This window comes from Streptomyces sp. NPDC059850, from assembly GCF_042731515.1.
In the GTDB taxonomy this organism is placed as follows: domain Bacteria; phylum Actinomycetota; class Actinomycetes; order Streptomycetales; family Streptomycetaceae; genus Streptomyces.
The window spans coordinates 100,451-125,570 of sequence record NZ_JBHWJI010000004.1 but is presented as its reverse complement, the minus strand read 5'-3'; the positions used below and the strand labels follow the sequence as shown (position 1 = coordinate 125,570).

Annotated in this window: 22 protein-coding genes; 9 read left to right on the top strand and 13 right to left on the bottom strand. The window is 72.7% G+C overall.

Annotation, left to right across the window (positions count from 1 at the left end):
* Positions 1–118 precede the first annotated feature (118 nt).
* Positions 119–640, bottom strand: a complete 522-nt coding sequence (locus ACFV9T_RS04870) for a hypothetical protein (RefSeq protein ID WP_385436663.1) — start codon at positions 638–640, stop codon at positions 119–121.
* A 109-nt stretch (positions 641–749) separates the two neighbouring features.
* A complete protein-coding gene (locus ACFV9T_RS04865; protein WP_385436662.1) occupies positions 750–2,282 on the bottom strand; it encodes a GMC family oxidoreductase in 1,533 nt (510 codons plus the stop codon).
* A gap of 214 nt (positions 2,283–2,496) precedes the next feature.
* Between ACFV9T_RS04865 and ACFV9T_RS04860 the strand changes: the two genes are divergently transcribed.
* A complete protein-coding gene (locus ACFV9T_RS04860; RefSeq protein ID WP_385436661.1) occupies positions 2,497–3,132 on the top strand; it encodes a hypothetical protein in 636 nt (211 codons plus the stop codon).
* A 78-nt stretch (positions 3,133–3,210) separates the two neighbouring features.
* Here the strand turns inward: ACFV9T_RS04860 and ACFV9T_RS04855 are convergent, their stop codons facing one another.
* The 6 genes from ACFV9T_RS04855 to ACFV9T_RS04830 are packed head-to-tail and all read right to left on the bottom strand — an operon-like array spanning position 3,211 to position 8,358.
* Positions 3,211–3,621: a VOC family protein gene (locus tag ACFV9T_RS04855; protein WP_385436811.1), complete on the bottom strand. Its 411-nt coding sequence runs from the start codon at positions 3,619–3,621 to the stop codon at positions 3,211–3,213.
* A gap of 14 nt (positions 3,622–3,635) precedes the next feature.
* Positions 3,636–4,523, bottom strand: coding sequence for a helix-turn-helix domain-containing protein (locus tag ACFV9T_RS04850; protein ID WP_385436660.1), 888 nt, complete (start codon positions 4,521–4,523; stop codon positions 3,636–3,638).
* 26 nt (positions 4,524–4,549) lie between these two features.
* Positions 4,550–5,218, bottom strand: a complete 669-nt coding sequence (locus ACFV9T_RS04845) for a response regulator (RefSeq protein ID WP_385436659.1) — start codon at positions 5,216–5,218, stop codon at positions 4,550–4,552.
* A complete protein-coding gene (locus ACFV9T_RS04840) occupies positions 5,215–6,585 on the bottom strand; it encodes a histidine kinase (protein WP_385436658.1) in 1,371 nt (456 codons plus the stop codon). Before ACFV9T_RS04840 ends, ACFV9T_RS04845 begins: the two co-directional genes overlap by 4 nt.
* A 25-nt stretch (positions 6,586–6,610) precedes the next feature.
* Positions 6,611–7,429: an ABC transporter permease gene (locus tag ACFV9T_RS04835; protein WP_385436657.1), complete on the bottom strand. Its 819-nt coding sequence runs from the start codon at positions 7,427–7,429 to the stop codon at positions 6,611–6,613.
* Entirely contained in the window at positions 7,429–8,358 is a 930-nt protein-coding gene (locus tag ACFV9T_RS04830; protein ID WP_385436656.1) for an ATP-binding cassette domain-containing protein, read from the bottom strand. Before ACFV9T_RS04830 ends, ACFV9T_RS04835 begins: the two co-directional genes overlap by 1 nt.
* Positions 8,359–8,572: 214 nt before the next feature.
* Here ACFV9T_RS04830 and ACFV9T_RS04825 point away from each other — a divergent pair, with 214 nt between their 5' ends.
* From ACFV9T_RS04825 to ACFV9T_RS04810, 4 genes are read left to right on the top strand one after another with little or no spacing between them, the layout of a single operon-like run.
* Positions 8,573–9,790, top strand: a complete 1,218-nt coding sequence (locus ACFV9T_RS04825; RefSeq protein WP_385436655.1) for a glycosyltransferase — start codon at positions 8,573–8,575, stop codon at positions 9,788–9,790.
* A 35-nt stretch (positions 9,791–9,825) separates the two neighbouring features.
* Positions 9,826–11,949 (top strand): ArnT family glycosyltransferase, encoded by a 2,124-nt coding sequence (locus ACFV9T_RS04820; protein WP_385436654.1) that lies wholly within the window; start codon positions 9,826–9,828, stop codon positions 11,947–11,949.
* A 28-nt stretch (positions 11,950–11,977) separates the two neighbouring features.
* A complete protein-coding gene (locus ACFV9T_RS04815) occupies positions 11,978–12,730 on the top strand; it encodes a response regulator transcription factor (protein WP_385436653.1) in 753 nt (250 codons plus the stop codon).
* A complete protein-coding gene (locus ACFV9T_RS04810; RefSeq protein ID WP_385436652.1) occupies positions 12,727–14,304 on the top strand; it encodes a sensor histidine kinase in 1,578 nt (525 codons plus the stop codon). The genes ACFV9T_RS04815 and ACFV9T_RS04810 overlap by 4 nt, the downstream gene beginning before the upstream one ends.
* Positions 14,305–14,309: 5 nt before the next feature.
* On the opposite strand, the gene ACFV9T_RS04805 is transcribed toward ACFV9T_RS04810, so the two are convergent.
* Positions 14,310–15,818: an MFS transporter gene (locus tag ACFV9T_RS04805; protein WP_385436651.1), complete on the bottom strand. Its 1,509-nt coding sequence runs from the start codon at positions 15,816–15,818 to the stop codon at positions 14,310–14,312.
* 214 nt (positions 15,819–16,032) lie between these two features.
* Between ACFV9T_RS04805 and ACFV9T_RS04800 the strand changes: the two genes are divergently transcribed.
* On the top strand, positions 16,033–16,635 hold the full coding sequence (locus ACFV9T_RS04800) for a TetR/AcrR family transcriptional regulator (RefSeq protein WP_385436810.1): 603 nt from the start codon (positions 16,033–16,035) through the stop codon (positions 16,633–16,635).
* On the opposite strand, the gene ACFV9T_RS04795 is transcribed toward ACFV9T_RS04800, so the two are convergent.
* Positions 16,549–19,074, bottom strand: coding sequence for an FtsX-like permease family protein (locus ACFV9T_RS04795; protein ID WP_385436650.1), 2,526 nt, complete (start codon positions 19,072–19,074; stop codon positions 16,549–16,551). The genes ACFV9T_RS04800 and ACFV9T_RS04795 overlap by 87 nt on opposite strands.
* On the bottom strand, positions 19,068–19,805 hold the full coding sequence (locus ACFV9T_RS04790) for an ABC transporter ATP-binding protein (RefSeq protein ID WP_385436649.1): 738 nt from the start codon (positions 19,803–19,805) through the stop codon (positions 19,068–19,070). Before ACFV9T_RS04790 ends, ACFV9T_RS04795 begins: the two co-directional genes overlap by 7 nt.
* A gap of 156 nt (positions 19,806–19,961) precedes the next feature.
* Between ACFV9T_RS04790 and ACFV9T_RS04785 the strand changes: the two genes are divergently transcribed.
* Positions 19,962–21,251: a sensor histidine kinase gene (locus ACFV9T_RS04785; RefSeq protein ID WP_385436648.1), complete on the top strand. Its 1,290-nt coding sequence runs from the start codon at positions 19,962–19,964 to the stop codon at positions 21,249–21,251.
* Positions 21,224–21,883: a response regulator gene (locus tag ACFV9T_RS04780; protein WP_385436647.1), complete on the top strand. Its 660-nt coding sequence runs from the start codon at positions 21,224–21,226 to the stop codon at positions 21,881–21,883. Before ACFV9T_RS04785 ends, ACFV9T_RS04780 begins: the two co-directional genes overlap by 28 nt.
* A gap of 7 nt (positions 21,884–21,890) precedes the next feature.
* Here ACFV9T_RS04780 and ACFV9T_RS04775 read toward each other — a convergent pair whose 3' ends face one another.
* Complete coding sequence (locus ACFV9T_RS04775) at positions 21,891–23,153, bottom strand: hypothetical protein (protein ID WP_385436646.1); 1,263 nt, start codon at positions 23,151–23,153, stop codon at positions 21,891–21,893.
* Between the two features lie 53 nt (positions 23,154–23,206).
* The gene (locus ACFV9T_RS04770) at positions 23,207–24,514 is read right to left on the bottom strand and encodes an SGNH/GDSL hydrolase family protein (RefSeq protein WP_385436645.1); all 1,308 of its coding nucleotides are present in this window, start codon (positions 24,512–24,514) and stop codon (positions 23,207–23,209) included.
* A gap of 132 nt (positions 24,515–24,646) precedes the next feature.
* On the opposite strand from ACFV9T_RS04770, the gene ACFV9T_RS04765 reads away from it, so the two are divergent.
* Positions 24,647–24,955 carry a hypothetical protein gene (locus ACFV9T_RS04765; RefSeq protein ID WP_385436644.1) on the top strand — a complete coding sequence of 103 codons (309 nt, stop codon included), beginning with the start codon at positions 24,647–24,649 and terminating at the stop codon, positions 24,953–24,955.
* Positions 24,956–25,120 lie beyond the last annotated feature (165 nt).

The following is a 25,120-nucleotide window of genomic DNA, read 5'->3' as shown; positions in this document are numbered from 1 at the left end:
GTGTGGTCACGCTATGGGAGCGCTCCCATAGCGTGACATGAACACGACCTTCCCGGAAGTGTCCCGGCGCCCTCCGCGTCGGCCCGACCGCCTGTATCGGCGTCGGGTCAGCGTCGGGTCAGTGCTGGAGCGCGACTTTGAAGATCACGATGACCAAGCCGAGGAGCAGATTGGCCGCACCGGCGATCAGGACCAGACGGCGCGGGGCGCCGACACGGACGGCGGCCAGCGCTGCCCAGCCGACCTGCCCCGCCAGCGCGACACCGAGCGCCAGCCATGCCGCGCCCTCGACGCCCAGCCCGAAGAGCGGGCTGATCGCCACGGCGACGGCTGGCGGAACAGCCGCTTCGAGGATGGGCCGCTCGTCGGCGCACACGCGGCGAACCGTCGCCCGGCTTCCGGGCTCCTGCGCCATCCGGACGCCGAAGAGGCGGGAGAAGACGTGCGCGGCCCAGAACACCACACCGGTACACAGCAGGAGCAGTACGAGTTCCAGCCGTGGATACGAGCCGAGTGTGCCGACACCGGCCACCACGGAGGCGGCGAGCAGCGAGCCGTACACCGCGCCGCTGTAGTCGACGCGTGCGGCACCGGTCGGCGGCCTGCTCCGCGCGTCATGCGCAGGGGGCTGGTGGGTCACACCCCCCAGGGTCGCCGAGCGGGCCGCGCCCCGCATGGGCGCGGCCCGGCGCCGGACCGGTGCCTCCTTCCGGGGCCCGAAAAAAATGGGGGCCCGGAAGGAGGGCGGCCTACGCCGCCTGGCGGATGAGGTCGGCCGCCTTCTCCGCGATGGCGATCGTCGCGGGGTTCGTGTTGACGGAGACGATCGTCGGCATGACCGACGCGTCCACCACCCGCAGCCCCTCAAGGCCGTGCACGGTCAGATCCGGGGCGACCACGGCGTCCTCGCCGACCCCCATCGCGCAGCTGCCCACGGGGTGGTAGTACGTGCCGGTGCCGCGCGCCAGGAAGGCGCGCAGCCCCGCCTCGTCCTTGACGTCGTCCCCGGCGAGCACCTCGCGCGAGCGCCACGCCGCGAAGGGGCCCGCGGCCGCGATGTCCCGCGCCACCTCGATGCCGTGGAGCATGCGCCGGACGTCCGACTCCTCGCCGAGGTAGTTCGGATCGATCAGCGGCGGCGTCTTTGGGTCGGCGTCGGCGATGCGTACCGAGCCCCGGCTCTCGGGCACGGTCGCCACTCCGAGGGTGAAGCTGTTCTGCGGTGCCTCCATGCCCGGTGGGTGGAACGGCACATGAATGAACATCAGCTGCATGTCGGGGCCCTCGGCGGACGCGTCGCTGCGCCACAGCATCGAGGTCTCGGCGTGGTTGGTGAGTCCGTCCGGCACCGGCCTGCTCGCCTCGTAGACGACCCCGCACAGCGGATGGTCGTGCAGATTGCGCCCCACACCGGGCAGGTCGTGGCGGACGTCCACCCCGGCCCGCCGCAGTTCGTCGGCCGGTCCGATGCCCGACAGCAGAAGCAGCCGGGGCGAGTCGACGGCGCCGGAGCTGAGGATCACCTCGCCACGGGCGTGCGCGGTGACCGGCTCACCGCCCCGCCGGAACTCCACGCCCGTACACCGGTTGCCCTCGACGAGCAGCCGGTGCGCGCGCGAGTCGGTGGACACCGTCAGGTTCGGCCGCTGCGCGCTGACCGGGTGCAGATAGGCGGTGGCGGTGCCCTGCCGCTCGCCGTCCGCGATGCTCAGGTCGTGCCATCCGGCGCCCTCCTGGTCGGCGCCGTTGAAGTCGTCGGTCGTCGGGTGCCCGGCCGACGCGGCGGCATCGACGAAGACCTGCGAGAGCGGGTTGCCGTCCCGCGCCTGCGCCGGACGCATCGGGCCGCTGTCGCCGCGGAACTCCGGGTCCTTACCGGTGACGGTCTCCATCCGCCGGAAGTACGGCAGGAGCGCGTCGTACCCCCATCCCGCGCAACCGGCCGCCGCCCAGCGGTCGAAGTCGTTGCGGTGTCCGCGCAGGAACACCATCGCGTTGATGGCGCTCGAACCGCCCAGCGTCCGGCCCCGGGGCCACGGCTGCGCCAGGCCGCCCGTACCGGCCTGCGGCACGGTGGTGTACGCGTAGTCGACCTCCGTACCCCACAGCGCGGGCCAGGCGGGTGGCACGGCCAGCTCCGCCTTGGTGTCCGCCGCCCCGGCTTCCAGGAGGAGGACCGTTCTCTCCGGGTCTTCGGACAGCCGCGCCGCGAGCACGCAACCGGCCGAACCGGCCCCGACGATGATGTAGTCGTACTCCTCGTGGCCGAACTTCTCGGACAAATGTCCGCCCTTCGCTTGCCGGTGTGCGGTGTCATCCAAAATGATCTTGTCAGTCGGTCAGGGTTCGTGGCCAGTCACACGCGACGCCGAGTGGGGCGGGGCGGCGAACCATTCGACCGCCCCGCTCGTCTCCATGGGCGATGTGGCGTCTCGGTCAGAGACGCCTCGGGGTGACATCGGCCGTATAGATGTCTACGGAAAGGCTCCTGAAAGCGTGTCAGAGGGCTACAGGAACAGAACCATCCGCTGGATCGCCGGGGCCGCCGTGGTGGCGGCCGTCGTCGGGGTCACGGGCTGCTCCAAGGAGGCGGAATCGGACTCCGGCACCGTGGAGAAGAAGCCGGTGGCGAGCAACTCGACCGGCGCCGGGGCGGAGAAGAAGGGGGAGGGGTCGGCGGATTCGCAGGCCTCGGAGCCCCGCCAGACCACGGCCGAGGAGGCGGTGGCCACGTGGGTCACCGCGGTCGTGCAGAAGAAGCCGAAGGAAGGGTGTCTGGTGATGGCGGCCCCGGCCCAGGGGTCGTCGCCCGCGCAGGTCGGCACCCCGGAGAGGTGTAGCGGTAACGCGCCCGAGGTGCGGCAGATGCGCGAGAGCGTCACAAGGTTCCATGAGTCGTTCACGCCCAAGCAGTCCCCGGGCGAGCCGAAGGTGGAGGTCGCCAAGACCCCGGCCACCGGGGACAAGGCGACGATTCCCGCCGACAAGATCACCATCGACGGGCAGACGCTCGACAAGGTCATCGTGTCCAACTCCACCGGGGTGAAGCCGGGGCAGCTGGATGTGAAGGTGGAGTCCACCAAGATCAAGGACGCCTGGTATGTGACCAACCTCGATTTCAACCTCGGCTGATGCCGTGACCGGGCCTCTCCGGCCACCTGCCGCAGGTGGCCGGAGAGGCCTTCGCCCGGCGGGCGGCCACGTGGCGGGTCAGCCCGCCGGGCGGGGCTCGCCCCGGTAGGTGCCGAAGGACCACTTGTTGCCCTCGGGGTCGGCGATCGCGAACTCGCGGCTGCCGTACGGCTGGTCCGCGATCTCCCGGATGACCTTCACCCCCGCCGCGCTCAGCCGCTGATACAGGTTGTCGACGTGGTCGGTGACCACGTAGGCGCCGAAGGTGCCCGGCCGCAGACACCAATCCGCGCTGTCCGGTTTGTGGGAGCCGAGCATGATGGCGCCGCCCTCGGGCCAGTCGAGCTGGGCGTGTGCCACCCGGTCGCCGTCCTCGTACACGGCGGTGCGCAGGAAGCCGACCGTGCCGACGAGGAAGTCGATCAGGGCGGGCGCGTCATGGGCCTGGAGGGTCGGCCAGACGCTCGGGGCACGCTGCTGGTTTTCCATGGTGTTCATGCCTTTCACTCTTCGCCGTTCCGGTGCCCGCCCGCTTGGATATTCCGGCACTCTTCGGCCAGCCAGGCCGTGGGGCTGACACCGGTGTACTGGCGGAAGTCCCGCACCAGATGCGAATGGTCGTAGTAGCCGCAGTCGGCCGCGACCCGCGCCAGATCGGGCGAGCCGCCCGCGGCGACGACCCCGGCCACGGTGGCCTTGGCGTGCTCGAACCGCATCAGCCGGGCGGCCTGTTTCGGGCTCAGACCGGTCTCGGCACGGAAGAGCGCCGTGAGCCGCCGAGGGCTGAGCGCCACGTGCTCGGCCAGCCCGCGCAGCGTCCCCGCGCCCCGGTGCCGGGCCAGCCACGCCCAGGCCTCGACCACCTCGCGTCGGACCGGCGCGGCCCCGTCCGTCCCGGCCGCGCGCGCCCTCAGATACGAGCCGAGGAGGGCGAACCGCTCCTCCCACCCCTGCCGCTCCCGCATCCGCTCGTGGATCTCCGCGGCCCGCGCGCCCAGCACCTCCGTCCCCGACACCACGAGCTGCTCCGCGAGCGCGCCCGCGGGAAGGCCGAGCAGCCTGCGTGCCGCCAGCGGATGCACGGCCAGCTGCACTCCGCTCTCGTGCTCCGGCTGGATGATGTACGCCGGGCTCTGGTGCAGCCCGCCCACGACGATGTCGGTCCGCACCGCGTCCGCGCCCCGCGCCTGCTCCAGGGTGAACCCGCTGGTCACGGGGCCGTCCAGCGAGAAGATCAACGTCAGCCAGGGGGAGGGCAGCCCCCGGTGCACGGCCGGTGGCAGCCCGCCGGTGCGATAGCCCACCGCGGACGCGACCATCCCGCCGAGCCGGGGCGTGAACCGCACGAACTCCCGGAACGCCTCACCTTCCCGCCCCGCCGCAGCAGCCATGTGGCCAGTATGCGACGCACCGCCGCCTACGGCTTCGCCCTGACCAGCCCGGTGTCGTACGCCGTGATCACGGCCTGGACGCGGTCGCGGGCCCCGATCTTGGCGAGGACCCGGCCGACGTGCTTCTTCACCGTGGACTCGGTGAGGACGAGCCGTTCCGCGATCTCCGCGTTCGTCCAGCCCTGGCCGATGGCGACCAGCACCTCCCGTTCGCGGTCGCTGAGCGCCCGTAGCCGGGGATCCTCGGGCGCGGGCGCACCGGGCGGTGCGAGCACCTGGTGGGCGTAGGCGTCCAGCAGCCGCCGGGTCAGCCGTGGAGCCACGACGGCGTCGCCGGTCGCGACCGCGCGGATGCCCGCCACGACCTCCTCGGGGCGGGCGTCCTTGAGCAGAAAGCCACTGGCCCCGGCCAGCAGCCCCTCGTACGCGTACTCGTCGAGGTCGAAGGTGGTCACGATCAGCACCCGGGTGCGGCCGCCGGTGGCGACGATCCGGCGTGTCGCCTCCAGGCCGTCCATGCCGGGCATGCGGATGTCCATGAGGACGACGTCGGGGCGCAGTTCCGCGGCGAGCCGGACGGCCTCGGCGCCGTGCTCGGCCTGGCCGACCGGTGTCAGGCCGGGGGTGCCCTCCAGGAGCATGCTGAAGCCGAGGCGCTGCAGCGGCTGGTCGTCGGCGATCAGCACGGTGGTCATGGCAGCCGCTCTCCTGGTGCCGCCGGGGCGGACGGCACGTCGAGCACGACGTCCACGAGCCAGCCGTGTCCGCTGCCGCGCGGGCCGATGGTGACGGCGCCGCCGTACATGGCGGCCCGCTGGCGGATGCCGACCAGGCCGTGTCCTGGGCCGTGTCCTTGTCCGGTGCCGTCTGAGCCCGCGTCCGCGCCGGTCGGCGCGCCCGGCGGTGGTCCGGTGTCCGCCACCCGGATCCGTACGGTGCCGGTGTCGGCGGCCACGGTGACCTCGGCGGCGGAGCCCGTCCCCGCGTGCTTGAGCGTGTTGGTCAGCGCCTCCTGGACGACGCGGTACACGGTGAGCTGTACGCCGTCGCCCAGGGCGTCGAGACCGCCCACGGTCCGGTAGGTGACCGCCAGCCCCGCCGCCCGCACCCGCGTCAGCAGCGGGTCCAGATCGCGGATCCCCGGCTGCGGGCTGAGCGACGTCGCGTCCTCCTGCTCCTCCCGCAGGACGCCCAGCACCCGGCGCAGTTCGTCCATGGCCTGGCGGCCGGTGTCGCCGAGGATGCGCAGCGCCTCGGCGGAGCGCTCGTGCCTGGTGGCGGCGAGGGTCGCGGCGCCGTCCGCGACACTGACCATGACGGAGAGGTTGTGGCCGACGATGTCGTGCATCTCGCGGGCCACCCGGGACCGCTCGGCGGCGGCGGTGAGCCGGACACGTTGCTCCTGTTCGACCTCCAGCCGCCTGGCCCGGTCCTCCAGTGCCGCCAGATACATCCGGCGGATACGGAGCGTCAGGCCGACGGCGGTGGCCGCCGTCACCGTCCCCAGCAGGAAGAACACGCCGGGCAGCGGATGGCGGACCGGCACCAGGACGCACACGGCCAGCACCACATTGGTGGCTGCCAGCGCGGCGGCCCAGCCCAGCACCCGCAGCGAACCCTGCCGGGCCAGGGTGTACAGGGCGATGAGGGCGCTGATACCGGACGGCAGCCACAGGCCCAGCGACCACTGGGCCAGGGACACCAGCGCGATCACGAAGAAGGTGGCGGCCGGAGCCCTGCGCCGCCACCACAGCGGCACGGCGAGCGCGGCGGTGAAGACGAACGGGACGGCGGACGGCAGCTGGTCGCGGGAGTCCGTGTCCCCGAAGGGCGAGCTGCCACTGCCCCACAGCAGGTCGGGCACGCTGACCAGGACGACGAACAGCACCACGGCGGTGTCCAGCAGCCACGGATGCCGCCGGTCCAGCCGCTGCCGCTCCCGCTGGCCGCGCAGCAGACGGCCCAGGACCGGATGCGCCCAGGCGGCGTCGAACCCGGGGGACGGCGGGAGCGCCGTCCCCCGGGCGGTGTCCGCGGCGGCTGCCGCGTGTTCCGGACTCATCGCCACCATTGTCCTCCCGCCCTGGTCAGGCGTCGGTACGGGCGAGCCGGAAGGCGGCCCCGGCGAGGGTCAGCAGCACCCAGCCCGCGAAGACGGCGAGCCCGGCGCCGGGTGAGAGGGAGTTCGTGGCCTGGTGCAGGGCGTAGACGGCCGATCCGGCGTTGCTGGGGAAATAGGGGCTGAGCGTGTCGTACATCGAGTCGGGCAGCAGCGAGGCCAGGCCGGGGAGGATGAGCAGGGTCCCGACCAGCGCCGCGATGGCCCCGGCGGAGGAGCGGATCAGCACGCCCAGGGCGACGCCGAACACGGCCACCAGGCCGAGGTAGACCCCGGCACCGGCCAGGCTGCGCAGCACACCGTCGTCGCCCAGAGCGAGCGCGATCTTCTCACCGTCCAGGCCCGGGGTGCCCAGCTGGAACGCGGCCAGCGCGCCGAGGGTGGTGAGGAGCACGGCGATGGGTCCGATCACCAGGCTCTTGGACCACAGGACCGGCAGCCGTCGCGGGACGGCGGCGAGGGTGGAGCGGATCATGCCGGTGCTGTACTCGCCCGCCGAGAGCAGCACCCCGAGCACGCCGATGGCAAGCTGCGCGAAGGACACACCGGTCAGGGCCAGGCTGACGGGGTCGCTGTCGGCGCCGGTGCTTCCCGGGCCAGGCGGACCGCCGGTCGCGACGGCGCCGGGGCTGTACGTGTAGCTGGCGATCGCCCCGAAGAGCATCAGCAGCACCACAGCCACGCCCAGGGTGATCCAGCTGGAGCGCAGCGACCAGAACTTGGCCCACTCCGCACGCAGGACCCGCGGGCCGGTCACCTTGTAAGGGGAAAGGGTGGTGGCAGACATCAGGCGGCCTTTCGGTCGGTCTCGGCGGGAGCGCTGTGGTATTCGATGGAGTCGCGGGTGAGATCCATGAAGGCCTGCTCCAACGACACGGAGTGCGGGGTGAGTTCGTACAGCGGCACCCCGTGCCGGGCGGCGATCGCGCCGATCTCGCGGGCGTCGCGTCCGGTGACCAGCAGTTCCTCGTCGGAGGAGGAGGCGATCGTGACCTCGGGACCCGCCAGCAGCGCGCGGAGTTTCACGGCCTCGGCAGTGGCGACCTTCACGCCCCCGCCACCGGCCTCCTGGGTGAAGCCGTCGACCGTGGTGTCCGCGAGCAGGCGGCCACGTCCGATGATCACCAGATGGTCGGCGATCAGCGCGGTCTCGCTCATCAGATGCGAGGAGAGCATCACGGCCCGGCCCTCGTCGGCCAGCCCGCGCAGGAGATTGCGCACCCACAGCACGCCCTCCGGGTCGAGGCCGTTGACCGGTTCGTCGAGCATGACGACCGCCGGGTCGCCGAGGAGTGCCGCCGCGATGCCGAGCCGCTGGCCCATGCCGAGCGAGAAGGCGCCCACGCGCTTGTCGGCCACGCTGCCCAGTCCGGCCAGTTCGATCACCTCGTCCACCCGGCGGCGCGGGATGCCGTGGGTGTGCGCGAGCGTCATCAGATGGCTGACCGCGGTGCGCCCCGGGTGGACGGACTTGGCCTCCAGCAGCGTGCCGATCTCCCGCAACGGCGCGGCGTGGCGGGCGTACGGGCGTCCGCCCACGGTGACCGAGCCGCCGGTGGGGGAGTCCAGGCCGATGATCATGCGCATGGTGGTGGATTTGCCCGCGCCGTTGGGACCCAGGAAGCCGGTCACCTCACCGGGCTTGACGGTGAAACTCAACCGGTCGACCACCGTCTTGTCCCCGTACCGCTTCGTCAACTCACGCGCTTCGATCATGGGTGGGCCTTTCTCGCGACTGATGCGTTCGACGCTACGAGCGCCACCGGTCGCGGGACTGGGACCGCGGGGGACACTTCGGCCTGCCAGTGGTACCGCGGTACCACTCGCCCGGACCTCGCCGACAGTTCTCAGCGAGGACTCAGCGGACTCTCGGCGAATTCCCAGCTCGCTGTCGCGGAGTTCCCTGGTTGGGCCGCCAGGGTTCTGCCCCATGCCCCAGACATCCCATGGCCCGAGCATCGCTCGTGGCACCACCACCGTTGAGTTCGTCGTGCCTGTCTACAACGAGGAGCGGGCCCTGCCCGGCTGCCTGCGCACCCTGCACACCAAGCTGCGTGAGCAACTGCCGTTCCCCTGGCGGATCACGGTGGCGGACAACGCCAGCGTCGACCGCACCTTCGAGGTGGCGATGGAACTGGCCCGCGAACTGCCCGGCGTGGACGTGTTCCACCTGGACCGCAAGGGCCGTGGCCTGGCGCTGCGTACGGTGTGGGGCGCCAGCGAGGCCGACATCGTCGCGTACATGGACGTCGACCTGTCGACCGGGCTCGACGGGCTGCTGCCCCTGATCGCGCCCCTGGCCAGCGGCCATTCCGACCTGGCCATCGGCAGTCGGCTGGCGTCCGGCGCGCGGACCGTGCGCGGGCCCCGCCGCGAGGCGATCTCGCGCTGCTACAACGGGCTGATCCGGCTGACCCACGGGGCCCGGTTCAGCGACGCGCAGTGCGGCTTCAAGGCGGCCCGTACGGAGGTGCTGCGCCCGCTGCTGGAGAAGACGCGGGACGACGCCTGGTTCTTCGACACCGAACTCCTGCTGCTGGCCGAGCACAACGGGCTGCGCATCCACGAGGTCCCGGTCGACTGGATCGAGGACGTGGACACCCGGGTCGACGTCGTCGGCACCGCCACCGACGACCTGCGGGGCCTGTACCGGATGGCGCGGCTGAAGGCGTCCGGCGCCGCCCGGGTCGCGCTGCCGCGCCGTCCCGCCCCGGCCGCCGAACACCCGGACGCGGTGCTGGCCCCCGACACCGGCCGGTCCCGGTTCACCTGGGAGGTCGGCTGCTTCGTCGCCATCGGCATCGTCTCGACCATCGGACAGGCGCTGCTCTACTGGCTGCTGCGCGGCTGGTGGCCGCCGGTGCTGGCGAACCTCGTGTCGCTGCTGGTGCTCACCGTGCTCAACACCGAGGCCAACCGCCGCCTCACGTTCCGCTGGTCGGAGACGGGTGTGGGACGGGCACACCTGGGCGCGGGCGCCCTGTTCGTCCTGGGCTACCTCGTCACCTCCGCCGCCGTACTGCTGTACCGCCAGAGCAGCCCGGACGGCTCGACGGGCGCCGAAGCGCTCGTCCTGGCCGCCTCCTCCGTGCTGGTCACCGCCGTGCGCTTCCTGGTGCTGCGGCTGGCCGTCTTCCGGCGCCCGTGAGTCTCCGTACCCCCCTCAGGAAAGCGAAGCGCACCATGACCCGAACGTCACACGGCCCCCGCCGGGCCGCCCCGGCCGCGCTCGGCGCGATCCTGCTGCTGGCCGCGGCGCTCTACGGCTGGGCCCCCGGCTCGCTCGGCTGGGGCAACAGCTACTACGCGGCCGCGGTGAAGTCGATGGGCGGCAGCTGGACCAACGTCGTCTTCGGCGCGTACGACCCGGCCGGGGTGCTCACCGTCGACAAGCCACCGGCCGCGCTGTGGCCGCAGGTCCTCAGCACCAAGGTGTTCGGCCTGCACGGCTGGGCGATGCTCCTGCCCCAGGTGCTGGAAGGTGCCGCGGCGGTGTTCGTCCTGCACCGGACGGTACGCCGCTGGGCGGGCGAAGGCGCCGGGCTGCTCGCCGCGCTGGTGCTGACCCTCACGCCCATCACGGTGGCCATCAACCGCGACAACAACCCGGACACGCTGCTCGTGCTGACCCTGGTCGCGGCCGCGTACGCGCTGACCCGGGCCCTGGAGACACCGTCCGGCCGGGGCGCGCTGTGGTGGCTGTGCGGCAGTGGCTTCCTCGTCGGCGCCGGGTTTCTGACGAAGATGCTGGCCGCCTGGATGGTGATCCCGGCCCTCGCGGCGGCGTGGCTCGCCGGGGCGGCCGGGACGTGGCTCGTACGGGTGCGCCGGTTGCTCATCGCGGGTGCGGTGCTGGCGGTGTCCTCGCTGTGGTGGGTGGCCATGGTGGCGCTGTGGCCCGGCGACCGCCCGTACATCGGCGGCAGCGAGGACGGCTCGGCCTGGGACCTGGTCATCGGCTACAACGGGCTCGGCCGGATCTTCGGCGAGAACGGCGCCACCGGGGGTATGGGCGGGGTGTCCTTCGGTGGCGCGGCCGGTGCCGGGCGGCTCTTCAACGACCAAGTCGGCGGCCAGATCAGCTGGTTGCTGCCGCTCTGCGCGGTGGCGCTGGGCGTGGCGGCGGCCGTCGCGCTGCTGCGCCGACGCGGTGAGACGGCCACCGGCGAACCACTGGCCACCTCCGGGTGGGTGCTGTGGGGGACATGGCTGGTGGTGTGCGGGCTGGTGTTCGCCACCCAGGAGGGCACGTTCCACCCGTACTACACGACGCAGCTGGCCCCCGCCGTCGCCGCGCTCACCGCGGGCCTCGCGACCGCGCTGGCCCGCGCCCACCGGGCCGGTGCCCGCTGGGCCCTGCCGACGGGGGCCGGGGCCGTGCTGGTCACCGTGGTGTGGGCGGTGGTGCTGATCGAGCGGGAGCCGTCCTGGAACGGCTGGCTGACGTGGCCGGTGGCGGCCGCCGGACTCGGCGCGACCGCGCTCCTGTTGCTCGCGGGCCGAGCGCACCGGCTGCTCCCGGCCGCGCTGGGCGGCGCCGTCCTGGCGGTGCTGCTGGCGCCCGGCGCCTGGGCGGTCAGCGTGCCGGGGACGACGTCCGCGATGGGCGGCGCCAATCCCACGGCCGGACCGGCCATCTCCGGGGGCATGCCGTTCGGCCGGGGCCCCGGTGGCGGCCCGGGTGGGTTCGAACTGCCCGGGGGCCCGGGTGGCGGCCCGGGTGGCATGCCGGGCGCGGGCTCGGGCAAGCAGCCGAAGGGCGCGCCTTCGGGGATGCCCGACCTCGGCGGCGGCAGTGGCGGCAACGACAGCGGTGGCGCCGGAAACTTGCGTGGCGCGGACGGCATGGGCGGCATGGCGCGGCTCATGGGCGGCACCGGCCTCAGCGCCGATCAGCGCAAGATCCTCGACTACGCGGTCGAACACTCCGGCTCCGCCCGGATCAGCCTCGCCGCCGAAGGGGGCGCCATGGCCGCGTCCTCGTACATCCTGAACAGCGACGCCACGGTCATCGGCATGGGCGGCTTCATCGGCACCGACGACGCGCCTTCCGTCCGCCAGCTGCGGACGTGGACGGAAAAGGGCGAGCTGCGCTACGTCCTGGGCTCCGAGCCGGGCTCGCGCGGCGTGGGCCCCGGCGCCATGATGGGCGGCGCCGACAGCCCCGCCACCCAGCGCACCCAGTGGATCGGCGACCACTGCGCCAAGGTCCCCGCCTCCGCCTACGGCGGCGGGTCAGGCGGCTCCACCGGCATGATGGGCATCGCCACCAGCCTGTACGACTGCGCCGCCACGAAATCGAAGTAAGCGACGGCAGAACGGACCACCACGCACCATGGCCGAGCAGCCCGCCACCCAGCTCACCCACCGCATCCTCGTGGTCGAGGACGACCCCGGCATCCGCCTGTTGCTGGAGTCGGCCCTGGGCCTGGCCGGATACCAGGTGAGCAGCGCCGCCACCGGCCGTGACGGCCTGCTGGAGGTCGAGCGGTTCCGCCCGGATCTGCTGGTGCTCGATGTGATGCTGCCCGACCTCGACGGTTTCGAGATCACCCGGAATCTTCGTGTGGTGGGGGTGCGGACACCGGTCCTGTTCCTGACGGCCCGTACCGAGGTGGGCGACCGTATCGCCGGTCTCGGTGCGGGCGGCGACGACTACGTCGGCAAGCCGTTCAGCATCGAGGAGGTGCTGCTGCGCATCCGCGCCATCCTGCGCCGTACGGGTCACGATGTGCCGTACGGCGCGGGCGAGGACGATACCGAGGTGCTGCGTTACGCGGACCTCGAACTGGACGAGCGGGCACACGAGGTGCACCGGGCGGGGCAGTACATCGCGCTGTCCCCCACCGAGTTCAAGCTGCTCACCCTGCTGTTGGAGAACGCCAACCGGGTGCTGAGCAAGAGCCGGATCCTCGACCGCGTGTGGGGCTTCGACTTCTCCGGCGACGCCCGCATCGTGGAGACGTATGTGCGCTATCTGCGGCGCAAGATCGACCACCTCGATCCGCCGCTCATCCACACCGAGCGGGGCGTGGGCTACTGCCTGCGCCTGCCGCGCGACCACACCCAGCAGCGGGCCGACGGATGATCCGCCTCACCGGTCTGCGTGGCGGACGGCCCGCGTCGCTGCGCAGCCGTCTGGTGTGGGGCGCGGCGCTGCTGGCCGCCGTCGCGGTCCTCGCCGCCCAGGCCATCGGGTTCCTGGTGCTGCGCTCATGGCTGCTCGACCGCGTCGACCAGCAGCTCGACGACTTCCAATTGCCGCCGCACACCTTCTCCCGCGATATCGGCTCCGAGCAGATGCCCCGGCCCCCGGACCCCGGCTCGGTGACCCTGCCCTCCGACTTCCGCATCACCTTCTACGGCGCGTCAGGGCACCGGCGCGGCATCCTCGGCGGCGGCGAGGCTCCGGGGCCGCAACTGCCAGCTTCCATAGGCGAGTTGTGGCTGTCCAAGGGCCGTCCTGGCACCGTCCCGGCCGTGTCCGGCGACGGACACTGGCGGATCCAGAAGAAGACGGGCCCCGAGCGCACCTCGTACGTGGTCGCGCTGCCCCTGGACACGTTCGACGGTGCCACCGCCAAACTGCTGTGGCTCAACGTCATCGTGCTGGCGGCCACCGTCACCGGCCTGATCGCGCTCAGCCGGTGGGTCGTCCGCATCGGCCTGCTGCCGCTGACCCGTATGGAGCGGGCCGCGCAGGACATCACGGCCGGTGATCTGAGCCCCCGGCTGCCGGACACCGACCCCCGCACCGAGACGGGCCGCCTCGGCACCGTACTGAACACCATGCTGGACAGGCTCCAACAGGCCCTGCGCGAACGGGAGTTCTCCGAGGACCGGCTGCGCCGGTTCGTCGCCGACGCCGGACACGAACTGCGCACCCCGCTCACCTCCATCCAGGGCTTCGCCGAACTGGCCCTGCGACACGAGGAGCGGTCCAGCGCCGAACGGCGCGAGGGCGACCGGCTGATCGCCCAGAACGCCGAGCGCATCAGCCTGCTCGTGGACGACCTTCTGCTGCTGACCAAGCTGGACAAGGAACCCGACTACCGCCGCGAACCCGTCGACCTGCTCTCTGTCGCCGCCGACTCCGTGAGCGCGACGGCACACCAGACCCGCGGCCACCCGATCCGGCTGGGCCCCCTCGGCACCGGGAGCGCCGCCGACACCGCCGACACCGCCGACACCGCCGACACCGCCGACGAAGCGGAACTGGACGTCGTGGAGACGACCGGCGACCCCCACCGGCTGCGCCAGGTCACGGGCAACCTCCTGTCCAACGCGCTCCGCCACACCCCGCCCGGTACGCGGGTGGACGTACGGGTCGGGGCCGGGCGGGCCGGTCCCACGACCGGTGGCACGGACCGCCCGGGCCGTACGAGCCCCTCGCCACCGCTGCGGGAAGGGGCCCGGATCTGTGTGCTCGAAGTGGCCGACCAGGGCCCCGGTCTGCCCCCGGAAGCGGCCGACCGGGTCTTCGAGCGCTTCTACCGGGCCGACCCGTCCCGCTCCCACCAGCACGGCGGTTCCGGCCTCGGCCTGGCCATCGCGAGCGCGATCGCACAGGGACACGGCGGCAGGCTGGAACTCGAAACCGCCACCGGACGCGGAAGCGTCTTCCGGCTCGTCCTGCCCGCCGCCGGTCCCGGGAGCCACTGAGCGATTCACATGTGCACCACGGGAGCCGCCTGGGCGTCAGGGGCGGGCGCGCCGCGCCGGTAGAGGAGCACGCTGATGACCACGCCCGCGCCGAAGAAGAGGGCCGACCACCAGTACGCGGTGGAGTAGGCCTCCAGACCGGCCTGGGCGAGGACGGCGGGGTCCTTCGGGTTCTTGCCGGTCAGGTAGTCGGTGGCGGCGCTGGTGGACAGAGTGTTCAGCAGGGCGGTGCCCAGGGAGCCGCCGACCTGCTGCATGGTGTTGACGGCGGCGGAGGCGACACCGGCGTCCTCGGCGGCCACCCCGGCGGTGGCCAGGCTCATGGCCGGGGCCATCACCAGCCCGAGGCCGAGTCCGGCCACGACCAGCGGGGGCAGGATGTCCGTCGCGTAGCCGCTGTGCAGGTCGAGAGCGGTCAGCCAGGCCATGCCCGCGGCGGCCGTGCCCATGCCCAGCGGCACCACCGGCTTGGGGCCCAGGCGGGGGATCAGCACGGTGGAGGCGAGGGTCGAGGTGACCATGAGCGCCGCCACCATGGGCAGGAACGCCAGCCCGGTCCTGATGGGGGTGTAGCCCAGGCTCTGCTGCAGGTAGTACGTGAGGAACAGGAAGACGCCGAACATCCCGGCGCCGCTGATCAGCACGGAGATGAACGACGCCCCGCGGTTGCGGTCGAGCAGGACCCGCAGTGGCAGCAGCGGGTGGGCGGCGCGCGTCTGCCACCCGGTGAACACGGCGAGCAGGACCGCTCCGGCCACCAGGAAGCCCCAGGTGGCCGGGGAGCTCCAGGCGTGGCTTTCGGCGTTGGAGAAGCCGTAGACCAGGCCGAACAGACCGGCGGAGACCAGGACGGCGCCGGGGATGTCGATGGTGGCGGTCTTGTCGCGGCTGGTGCGGCTGAGCAGGAGGGCGCCGCCGAGGAAGGCGACGGCGGCGAAGGCGAGGTTGACGTAGAGGGTCCAGCGCCAGTCGAGGTGTTCGGTCAGTACACCGCCGAGGAGCAGCCCGATGGCGCCACCGGCGCCCGCGATGGCGCCGTAGACGCCGAAGGCCTTGCCGCGCTCCTTGGCGTCGGTGAACGTCGTGGTCAGCAGGGACAGCGCCGCCGGAGCGAGCAGGGCGCCGAACAGGCCCTGAATGGCACGGGCCGCGACGAGCACCTCGAAGCTGCCCGCCGCGCCGCCCAGGGCGGAGGCACCGGCGAAGCCGACCAGCCCGACCAGGAAGGTCATCTTGCGCCCGAACAGGTCGGCTATGCGGCCGCCGAGCAGCAGCAGGCTGCCGAAGGCGAGGGCGTAGGCGGTGACGATCCACTGCCGGTCCCCGTCGGAGAACCCCAGGTCCTTCTGCGCGGAGGGCAGGGCGATGTTCACGATGGTCGCGTCCAGGACCACCATGAGCTGGGCCAGGCCGATGACGGCGAGGATCCACCAGCGATGGCGAGGGGGCGCGTCGGGAGCCGCGAGGGGCGCGCCGACCGTGCCGACAGACGTGTCGGAGGTGGTTCGGGTCATGAGGGATATCTCCGGAAGAAGCGCTGCTCGGCGAGTCGGTTGACTCCTCTGACACCTGTCAGATTAGAGTGAATCTGACAGGTGTCAAATAATCGGGACGGAGGTCCCTAGGATGTCCATGGCAAGCAGTGCGCACGTGGCAAGGGAGACGACGGTGGGAGTACGAGCCGAATCCGCTCGACGGCCGGGGCGCCCCGGCGCGGGCACTCCCGCCCTGCCCGAGGAGGAGAACATCCTCCAGCGCGGGCTCGAAGCCTTCGCGGAACTGGGCTACGAGCGGGCCTCCGCGCGCGAGCTGGCCCGGCGCCTGGGCGTCAGCCACAACTTCATCAACGACCGGTACGGATCCAAGGCGGCGTTCTGGCGCGCGGTGGTGGACTCGGCCCTGGGAGCCCAGCTGGCGCGGCTGCCGCAGCCGGAACCCTCGGCCGACGACGCCGAGTGCCTGCGGCGGACCATCACCGGCTTCTACCTGACCGCGGCCGACGCGCCGCTGATCGGGCGGCTCTTCGTCAACGAACTCAACCAGGACAGCGAGCGGCTGGACTATCTGTACGAGGAGTACATCGCCCCGACCCTGCGGACCCTGACGGCGAGCATCGAACGGCTCGTGGCCGCCGGACGCATGGCGCCGGTCCCGATGGACGTGCTGTTCTTCGCCGTCGTCCCGCCCGTCTCGGGCATGGTGGACGTGCCGCTGGCGCGACGGCTGGGCCGGGCCGAGCCCGCCTCACCGGAACAGCTGACGGCCACGGCCGAATCGCTGGCCGCGCTCGTGGTGGGCGGACTGCTCGCGACGGGGCCGGGGAGCCGCTGAGCGCAGGGCGAGCGCGGCCGGGACGACGGACGAGACCACGGCCAGCACCGCGCACCCGCCCATGGCCGCGCCGATGGCCGCCCAGGGAACCGCGACCGTGGCCCGCACCGACAGCAGCGCCAGCGCGCTCCCCATGCCCGCCAGATTGAGCCCGGCGACCACGACACCCAGCACCGCCCCGACCACGACCACCATCAGCGCCTCGGCGCCCACCAGCCGCAGCACCTGCCCCGTGGTGGCTCCGGCCAGCCGCAGCACGCGGAGGTCGCGGACGCGGTCGGAGGTCGCCATGGCCATCGTGCTGGCCACGGAGAGGCCGGTGTAGAGGAGGGCGATGCCGAGGATCAGCAGGAGGCCGAGCCGGGTCGTGCTGTTCGTCGCGGGGTAACTCGCCCTGATCCACTGGTCCTTGGTGAGCAGCCGCCCGCCCGTGGCGTGCGCCGCCTCCCGCAGCCCGGTGGCCACGGTGTTCGCGTCGGCGCCACCGGTGAGGGTGACGTCGACCCGGTTGACGGTCGCGCCGGGTGCGTTGCGCGGGGTGACGTAGGCGCCGTTGCTTCCGGTGCCGGTGGCCAGCACCGCGGCGATGCGCAGCCGCTTGCTCGTACCGTCGCCGAGCCACACCCGCACGCGCTGGCCCACGGTGTGCCGCTGCCACTCCCCGTTGACGATGATCGAGTCGTCGTCGAGATCGCTCGCCCTCCCGGCCTCGACCGGCAGCCGGGTGGTGGCGGCGAGCGGGCCGGGCTCGGCGGCGCGGGCCTCGGACTTCTGAAGGGACACGCCGTCCTCCAGGACGTAGACGGCGCTCGACGCGGTCGCGGACACCTCGGCGCCGGGTACGGCGCGCAGACGGCGCAGGGCCGCCGCGTCGAAGCCCGCGCCGTCGGCCGGGGTGAGCACGAAGTCGGCCGCCGTGTGCGCGCGGATTTCGGCGGCCTTCGCCTCGTTCAGCGTCGCGGTGGCGCCCAGCAGGGAGCCGGTGAGGGCGACCGTGACCAGTACGGGCGCCGCGATCGCGGCGGTGCGGCGCACCCCGGCGGCGGCGTTCTCCCGCACCAGCATGCCCGCTGCGCCCGGGAGTTGGGCAGCGGGCCACGCGATCAGCCGGGTCAGCGGGCCCACCACGACCGGCGCGAGCAGCGCGACCGAGATGATGAGCAGCATCGGCCGGGTCACATAGGTCTTCCGGCGCAGCAGCTCGCCCGGGTCGGTGGCCAGGGCCAGGGCCAGGGTGACGGCGGCGGCCGCCAGGAGGGCCAGACCGCACAGCCACCGCCCCCGGGTCATCGTCCCGGTGTCCACGGAGGCCTCGCGCAGCGCCTGGGCGGGACCGGTGCGGCCCGCCCGCCAGGACGCGGCCGCCACCCCGCACAGGGCGACCGACAGCCCCGTCCAGAAGGCCAGCTGGTACGGCCACATGTGGTCACCGATGGCGAACCATCCGGGTGCGAGACCACGGTCCACCACCCACCGGGCCAGCCGTGGCGCGCCGTACGCGCCGAGCAGACACCCGGTGGCCGAGGCGAGCACGCCAACCATCAGGGCCTCGGCGAACACCATCCGGCGAAGCTGCCCCGGGGTCGCCCCGGCCGTGCGCAGCAGCCCGAACTCCCGGCGCCGCTGGGCGACCGCGAACGCGAAGGTGGAGGCCACCACGAACACCGACACGAAGGTGGTGACGCCACCGGCCGTGCCGAACAGGGCGTTCATCGCCGTGAGGGCTTCGCGGTCCCGGTCCGGGCCGGGGTCGGCGTGGCGGCGCCCGTCCCCGGTGAGGACCCGCACCCCCGCGCTGCCGCGTACCGCCTCGTGTACGGCCGCCACGTCGGCGTCCACGACGAGCTGGACGCTGCGCGGCGAGAGGCGGGCGGCGCGCTCGTCGGTGTAGAAGACGGCGTTCTCGAAGCCGCGCCCGGCCACGGTTCCGGCGACCCGTAATGTGCCGACGACCCGTACGGTGCCGCCACCGGTCCGTACGCGCTCGCCCGGCTTCGCCCAACTCCCGCTGATGACGACCTCGTCGGCCGCCCGTGGCGCGCGTCCCGCCCCGATCTCGTACCGGGCGAAGGCGGCGGTGGACCAGGGGTGGCCCACCAGGTCGCCCGGCCCGCCCCGGGCCCGTACGGCGAACGACCGGTCCTCGACCACGGAGCCGAGCTTCCGCAGCGCCGCGACGGCCCGCTCGGGTACGGCGCGCGGATGGGCGAGCGGCTGGACCCGGCTGCCGCGCGGGGTGTCCACCCGCAGCGTGTCGGCCCCCTTGACCACCACCGGCGCGGCGGCGAACCGTTCGGGTTTCCGGTCGGGCGCGTCCAGCGACGAGGCGAGGGCCAGCCCCATGACGGCGATCAGCGCGACGCCCAGCGCGAGGGCGACGAAACTGCCGGTGAAGGTGGTCCAGCGGGTGCGCAGGGTGCTCAGGGCGACGGTCAGCACGGCACGCCCTCCAGGGTGGTCATGCGCGCGGCGATGGCGTCGGCGCCCGCCCCGGCCAGCTCGCCGCCCGCCCGTCCGTCGACGAGGAAGACCACCCGGTCGGCAGAGGAGGCCGCCACCGGGTCGTGCGTGACCATGATGACCGTCTGGCCCTCGCCGTCGACCATGCCGCGCAGCAGGGCCAGCACCTCGCGGCTGGTCCGGGTGTCGAGGGCGCCGGTCGGCTCGTCGCCGAAGAGCACCGCGGGGCGGGTGATCAGGGCGCGGGCCAGGGCGACCCGCTGCTGCTGGCCGCCGGACAGCTCCGAGGGCCGGTGCCGCGCCCGTTCGCCGAGCCCCACCTGCCGGAGCGCGTCCCGCACCCGGTTCGCGGAGGGGCGGCGGCCCGCGAGCCGCAGGGGCAGCGCCACGTTCTGCTCGGCGGTCAGCGACGGCAGCAGGTTGAACGCCTGGAAGACGAAGCCGATGCGGCGGCGCCGCAGCAGGGTCAGCCCCCGTTCGCTCAGCGCCGTCAGTTCGGTGCCGCCCACGGTGACCGACCCCGACGTGGGGCGGTCCAGCCCCGCGGCGCACTGCAGCAGCGTCGACTTGCCCGAGCCGGAGGGGCCCATGACGGCGGTGAACGTCCCCGTGGGGAACGTCAGCGAGACCCGGTCGAGCGCTGTCACCGCGCCGTCGCCGGAACCGTAATGCCTGCTGAGAGAGCGTAATTGGATCGCGTCGTTGTTCATCTGTCCCCACTCGTCCGGTGTCGAACGCCACGAAACCGTGCGCGGACGCCGCCACGCAGTACGGCAGAACCGAGACTTGGGGTAGGGCCAGGCATACCCCCGGCACACCCTCTGGGCCGATGGCACCGGCCGGGCGGGGCTTCTACGGTGACCTCCATGCACCCTCGGAATGTGTGGCAAGCCATGTCCGGGCCGGGTTTCCTGCTCTCGTCGTGGCCGTGGCGTTCGGCCGGATACCTGCTCACCGGCGCGGTGACCGGCGCGGCCGCCCTCGTGGGGATCGCGGTCACGGTCGCGGCCGGTGGCATCCTCGCCGTCGTCCTGGTGGGGCTGCCGCTGCTCGTCCTCGCCGCGCTCGCCGGAATCCCGGTGGCCTGGGTGGAACGGCGGCGGCTGCGCCTGATCGACCGGGACCCGGCCGCCGACCAGCACCGGGCGCCCACCGCGTACGGCCTGTGGGCCTGGCTGACGACCCGGGTGAGGGAGCGGACGACCTGGCGGGAACTCGGGTACGCCCTGCTGTTCGCGGTGGTGTTGTGGCCTCTCGACGCGCTCGCCTGCGCGGTCGCCCTGCTCCTCCCGCTGTCCATGGTGGCCACTCCGCTGCTGATGGCCACGGTCGGCGGCGGCCAGGAGGCGAAGGTGCTCAAGCAGTGGATGGTCACCTCCTGGCCGGTGGCCTTCGCCGTCGCCATCCTCGGACTGCTGCTCCTGGGCCTGTGCGCCTACCTGCTGGGGGTCGTGGCCGGGGCCCGCGCCGAACTGACGCGGCTGCTGATCGCCCCGCGCGGGGGCGATCTGGCGGCGGAGGTCACCGAACTCGCCCGCTCCCGGCTCCGGTTGGTGGACGCCTTCGAGACGGAACGGCGGCGCATCGAACGCGATCTGCACGACGGGGCGCAGCAGCGGCTCGTGGCGCTCACGATGACGCTCGGCCTCGCCCGCCTGGACGTACCCCCGGGGCCGCTCGCCGACCAGCTCGCCACCGCCCACGACGAGGCCGACCAGGTACTCGCCGAGCTGCGCGAACTCATCCACGGCATCCACCCCAAGGTCCTCGCCGACTACGGCCTCCCGGCGGCGGTCGCCGACGCGGCGGACCGCTCCCCGGTCCCCGTGGACATCGGCCTGGAGCTGACCGGGCGGCTGCCCCAGGCGGTCGAGGCCGCCGCGTACTTCGTGGTCCGCGAAGCCCTCACCAACGTCGCCCGGCACAGCGGGGCGCACCGCGCGGAGGTCAGCGGCGGACACCACGGCGGACGCCTGGTCCTCCAGGTGCGCGACGACGGCCGGGGCGGCGCGGACGCCCGCGCGGGAAGCGGGCTGACCGGGCTCGGGGACCGGGTGTCGGCGCTGGGTGGCAGACTCTCCCTGTCCAGCCCGCCGGGCGGACCGACCCTGTTGCGTGTGGAGTTCCCTTGCGAACAGACCGATCCCTGCGCGTAGTTCTGGCCGAGGACAGCGTGCTGCTGCGGGAAGGGCTCATCGGCCTGCTCGGCCGCTGCGGCCACGCGGTGGTGGCCGCCGTCGGCGACGCCCCCGCGCTGCTGGCCGCCGTCGAGGAGCACGCCCCCGACATCGTCCTCACCGACGTACGCATGCCACCCGGCTTCCAGGACGAGGGACTGCACGCGGCGGTGCGGCTGCGCGAGCTACGGCCCACCCTGCCCATCCTGGTGCTCAGCCAGTATGTGCAGCGCACGTACGCCTCGGAGCTGCTGGACTCCGGCGATGGCACGGGCGTCGGCTATCTGCTGAAGGAACGCGTCGGCAAGGTGGCGGAGTTCGTGGACGCCCTGTGCGAGGTGGCGGACGGCGGCACGGTCGTCGACCCCGAGGTCGTACGACAGCTGCTGCGCCGCCGCCGCGACCCGCTGGAGCGGCTCACCGCGCGCGAGCGGGAGGTGCTCGCCCTGGTGGCGGAGGGCAAGTCGAACGGTGCGATCGCCCGCCACCTGGTGGTGTCCGAGGCGGCCGTGGGCAAGCACATCGGCAACATCCTCGGCAAGCTGGACCTCCCCCTCACCGACGCGACCCACCGCAGGGTGCTGGCCGTGCTCGCGTATCTGCGGGCGTGACAGGTCGTCACGTCGCCGTTTCGGCCGTGCGCACCGGGCGGCGGTCCTCGGCACGTTGCAGGGCGCGGAAGTCCTCGAAGAAGCCGTAGCTCCGCGCGGGCGCTCCGCCCTCGCCGTCCTGGACGGTCAGGTTGGAGTACAGGCTGTTCAGCAGCCACGGCTGCTTCTTCGGCCCGAAGTCCTTCACCATCGCCGGAGCCTGCGCCACGCCGTAGGTGGCCACGGCGAGCTGTCCCGTGTCACGGAACTTCTGGACCTGGTTGCGCAGGTAATGCTTGTGGGTCTCGAACCACGGGCTCATGGACAGGAAGTCGTGCCACTTGTGTTGCGGGAAGGGGTGCTCGGTCGCCTGCTTGATCACCTGCCACACCTTGGTGCCCGAGGGCAGCTGGTAGCGCCGGGCGAACTCGGCGGGGATGGTGTCGCGCAGGTGCCGCTCCCACAGCAGGACCAGGGAGAACTCGGTGACCAGAAACTTCTGGTCGCGGCGGAGCTTGGGAAGGATGTAGTCCAGGTACGTCTGCGAGTCCCCGAGGGACGCCACGTGCGGGTGGATGTCCACGCCCTCGATCTCCGGGGTCTCCCGGGTGAACGTCATCCAGCGCTCGGTCGCCCGCGTACGCCAGTCGGGCCGGTCGAGGTGGTTGAGGGATCCCATGTACAGCCGTGTCCGGCAGCGCTCTCCGAAGCGCTTCTTGCGGTACGCGATGATGTGCCGCGCGACCTTCTCGTAGAAGGCGTTCAGCGTCCCGTCGTCGTGGTCCTTCTTCAGGCTCTCGATGAACGGCTCGTTGGCCATCGCCAGGATGTCGGCCTTGCCCATGGCGGCGTCCAGCACCTTGTCCACCCGCGCCAGTTCGGCGTCCATCTCCGCGCTGTCCACCGAGGGCATCGCGCGGTGGTTGTACGGGAACTTCAGCGACAGAACCGTGCCGTACCCCTTGTCGTGCCCGCTCAGGAGCGCCTTGACGGCGGCCTGTTGCCGGGCGGGGGTCTTGTCGATCTCCGGCATCGGCACGAACCCGCGGAGCCAGCCCGCGGAGAGGCCCTCCAGCATGGACGAGTCCATCGTGGAGGGGTCCTCGTTGAAGTTGGCCCCCAGCACGCCGCTCGGGGCGACGGCCCGCTTCCCGGATGTGTTCTCGCTCGTGTTCTCGCCGCTCCCGGTCTTCCCGCCGGTGTCCTGACAGCCCGTGGTGAGGAGGGCCGCGCCGGAGGCACCCAGGAACCCCCGGCGCGACATCGGCTCGCGCTCGTTCCGAATTCGCATCCTCCATTCCTACGGATGGGGAAGGCAATTCGGCAACGTGGGCAGGGCAGCCGTCAGCGGTGGAAGAGACGCAGCGGAAAGGCGTCGGCGATCGCGCGGTAGCCCGCCGGGTTGAGGTGCAGGTGATCGCCCGTGTCGAGGTCCGGGCGCAGCCGCCGCGGAGCGTCCTGGTCCCGGGTCGCCCGGTCCAGGTCCACGACGGCGTCGAAGCGGCCGCTGGTCCGTATCCAGTCGTTGACCCGCTGCCGCGCCGCCTCGCGGTGGCCCGCCGCGTCGTCGTACGGGGTGCTGCCGCCGAACGGGGTGAGGGTGGCGCCGTAGACGCGGATGCCCTGCGCGTGGGCGCGCACGATGATCTGGCCGTAGGCGGAGATGAGCCGGTCCGCGATGTCCTGCTGTCCGCCGGGGGTGGCGGGGGCGGTGCCGATGTCGTTGATGCCTTCGAAGACGACCAGGGAGGTGACGCCGCTCTGCGCCAGCACGTCACGGTCCAGGCGGGCGAGGCCGTTCGGGCCCAGCCCGTCCTGGAGGAGCCGGTTGCCGCCCGCCGCCTGGTTCAGCACCGCGGCGTCGGCCGTCCGGTGGTCCGCGCGCAGACGGGCCGTCAGCTGGTCCGTCCAGCGGTCGTTGTGGTTGGTGGTGGAGCCCCTGCCGTCGGTGAGCGAGTCGCCCAGTACGGCGGTGGCCCTGGTGCGCGCCGTCGACCACACCTCGACGCCGCTCAGGAAGTACCAGTGCTCGACCGGGGTCGCCCCCTTCAGGTCGGCGGCCTCCACGTGGTCGCCGCGCAGCAGATGGGAGGCGGTGCGCGAGCCGGGGTGGGAGGTGATGGCGGTCGACTGCTGCCCGGTGGCCAGGTGCATGGTCACGGTGAGGTTCGAGCCCGGCGGCAGCCGGAAGTCCAGCGGGTCGGACACCACCAGCGCGCCCATCGGCACCGTCGTGGCGGCGCGGCCGTCGAAGGTGACGGGCCGGGAGGTGCCCGGTTCGATCGCGCTCGCCCCCGCCCGGCCGTCCACGGGACGGGCCACGGAGACGCGGGTGATGGGCAGCGGCGCGCCGCCGAAGGCGTTGGAGAAGCGGAGCCGCAGCTGGCGGCCGCCCACCGACACGTGCACGGTCTGCCGCAGGGTGCTGTCGGTGAGGACCGCGCCGTCCCCGGTGTACGGCGGGGGCGGCATGTTGCCCGGCTCGGTCAGCTGGGGCATGGACGTCCAGGTGCCCACCCAGTGGCTGCCCGGACGCGGCTTGCCCTCCTCGGCCGGTGCGGTGCGCGCCCGGCTCCGCTCGGCTCCCTGGGCCACGGACACCAGCGCCACGACGAGGAGAACCGCCACCAGCGGACCAAGTCTTCGAAGCATGCCTCGCATGGAACGTCCTCTCCAGCAGGGGGACTTGACGCACCCACCCTGCCCACCGGAGCGCCGGGGAACCCCCGCTACGATCGGCACGTCACATGAGCCCGCTCCGGGGGCTTCGCAAGGGGGATACTCGTGCCCGCACCGACCATGGCCCACCGCACCGACACACCCGCCGTCGCGCTGGGCCCCACCGCCGTGGTCCTCGGTCTCTTCTCCGTCGTCGGTGTCCTCGCCATCGTCGGCGTACTGCCGTCCGTGCTGTTGGCCTTCACCCTCCCGCTGGTGCCCATCGCCGGGGGCCTCGCCGTCGTCCTCGGCGCCATGGGCGTCCACCACGCCCGCCGTGGTGCGGGCCGTCTGGGGATGGCCGTCGCCGGAACCGTTCTCGGCGGTCTCGGCTTCGTGGGTGTGGTCGCTCTCCTCTTCATGGTCAGCGTCTGATCTTCATGGTCAGCGGCTGAGAGATCGGTTGGCTGGCGCCCCTGCCGCCGCTGCCGCCATCCCGTACACCTCACCCACCTGCGGCGATGAACCGGGTTGATTTCCGATACGTCGGAGGTCTTCCCATGGTTCCCCACGGCCTGCACCATGCCGGGTAGTTCATCA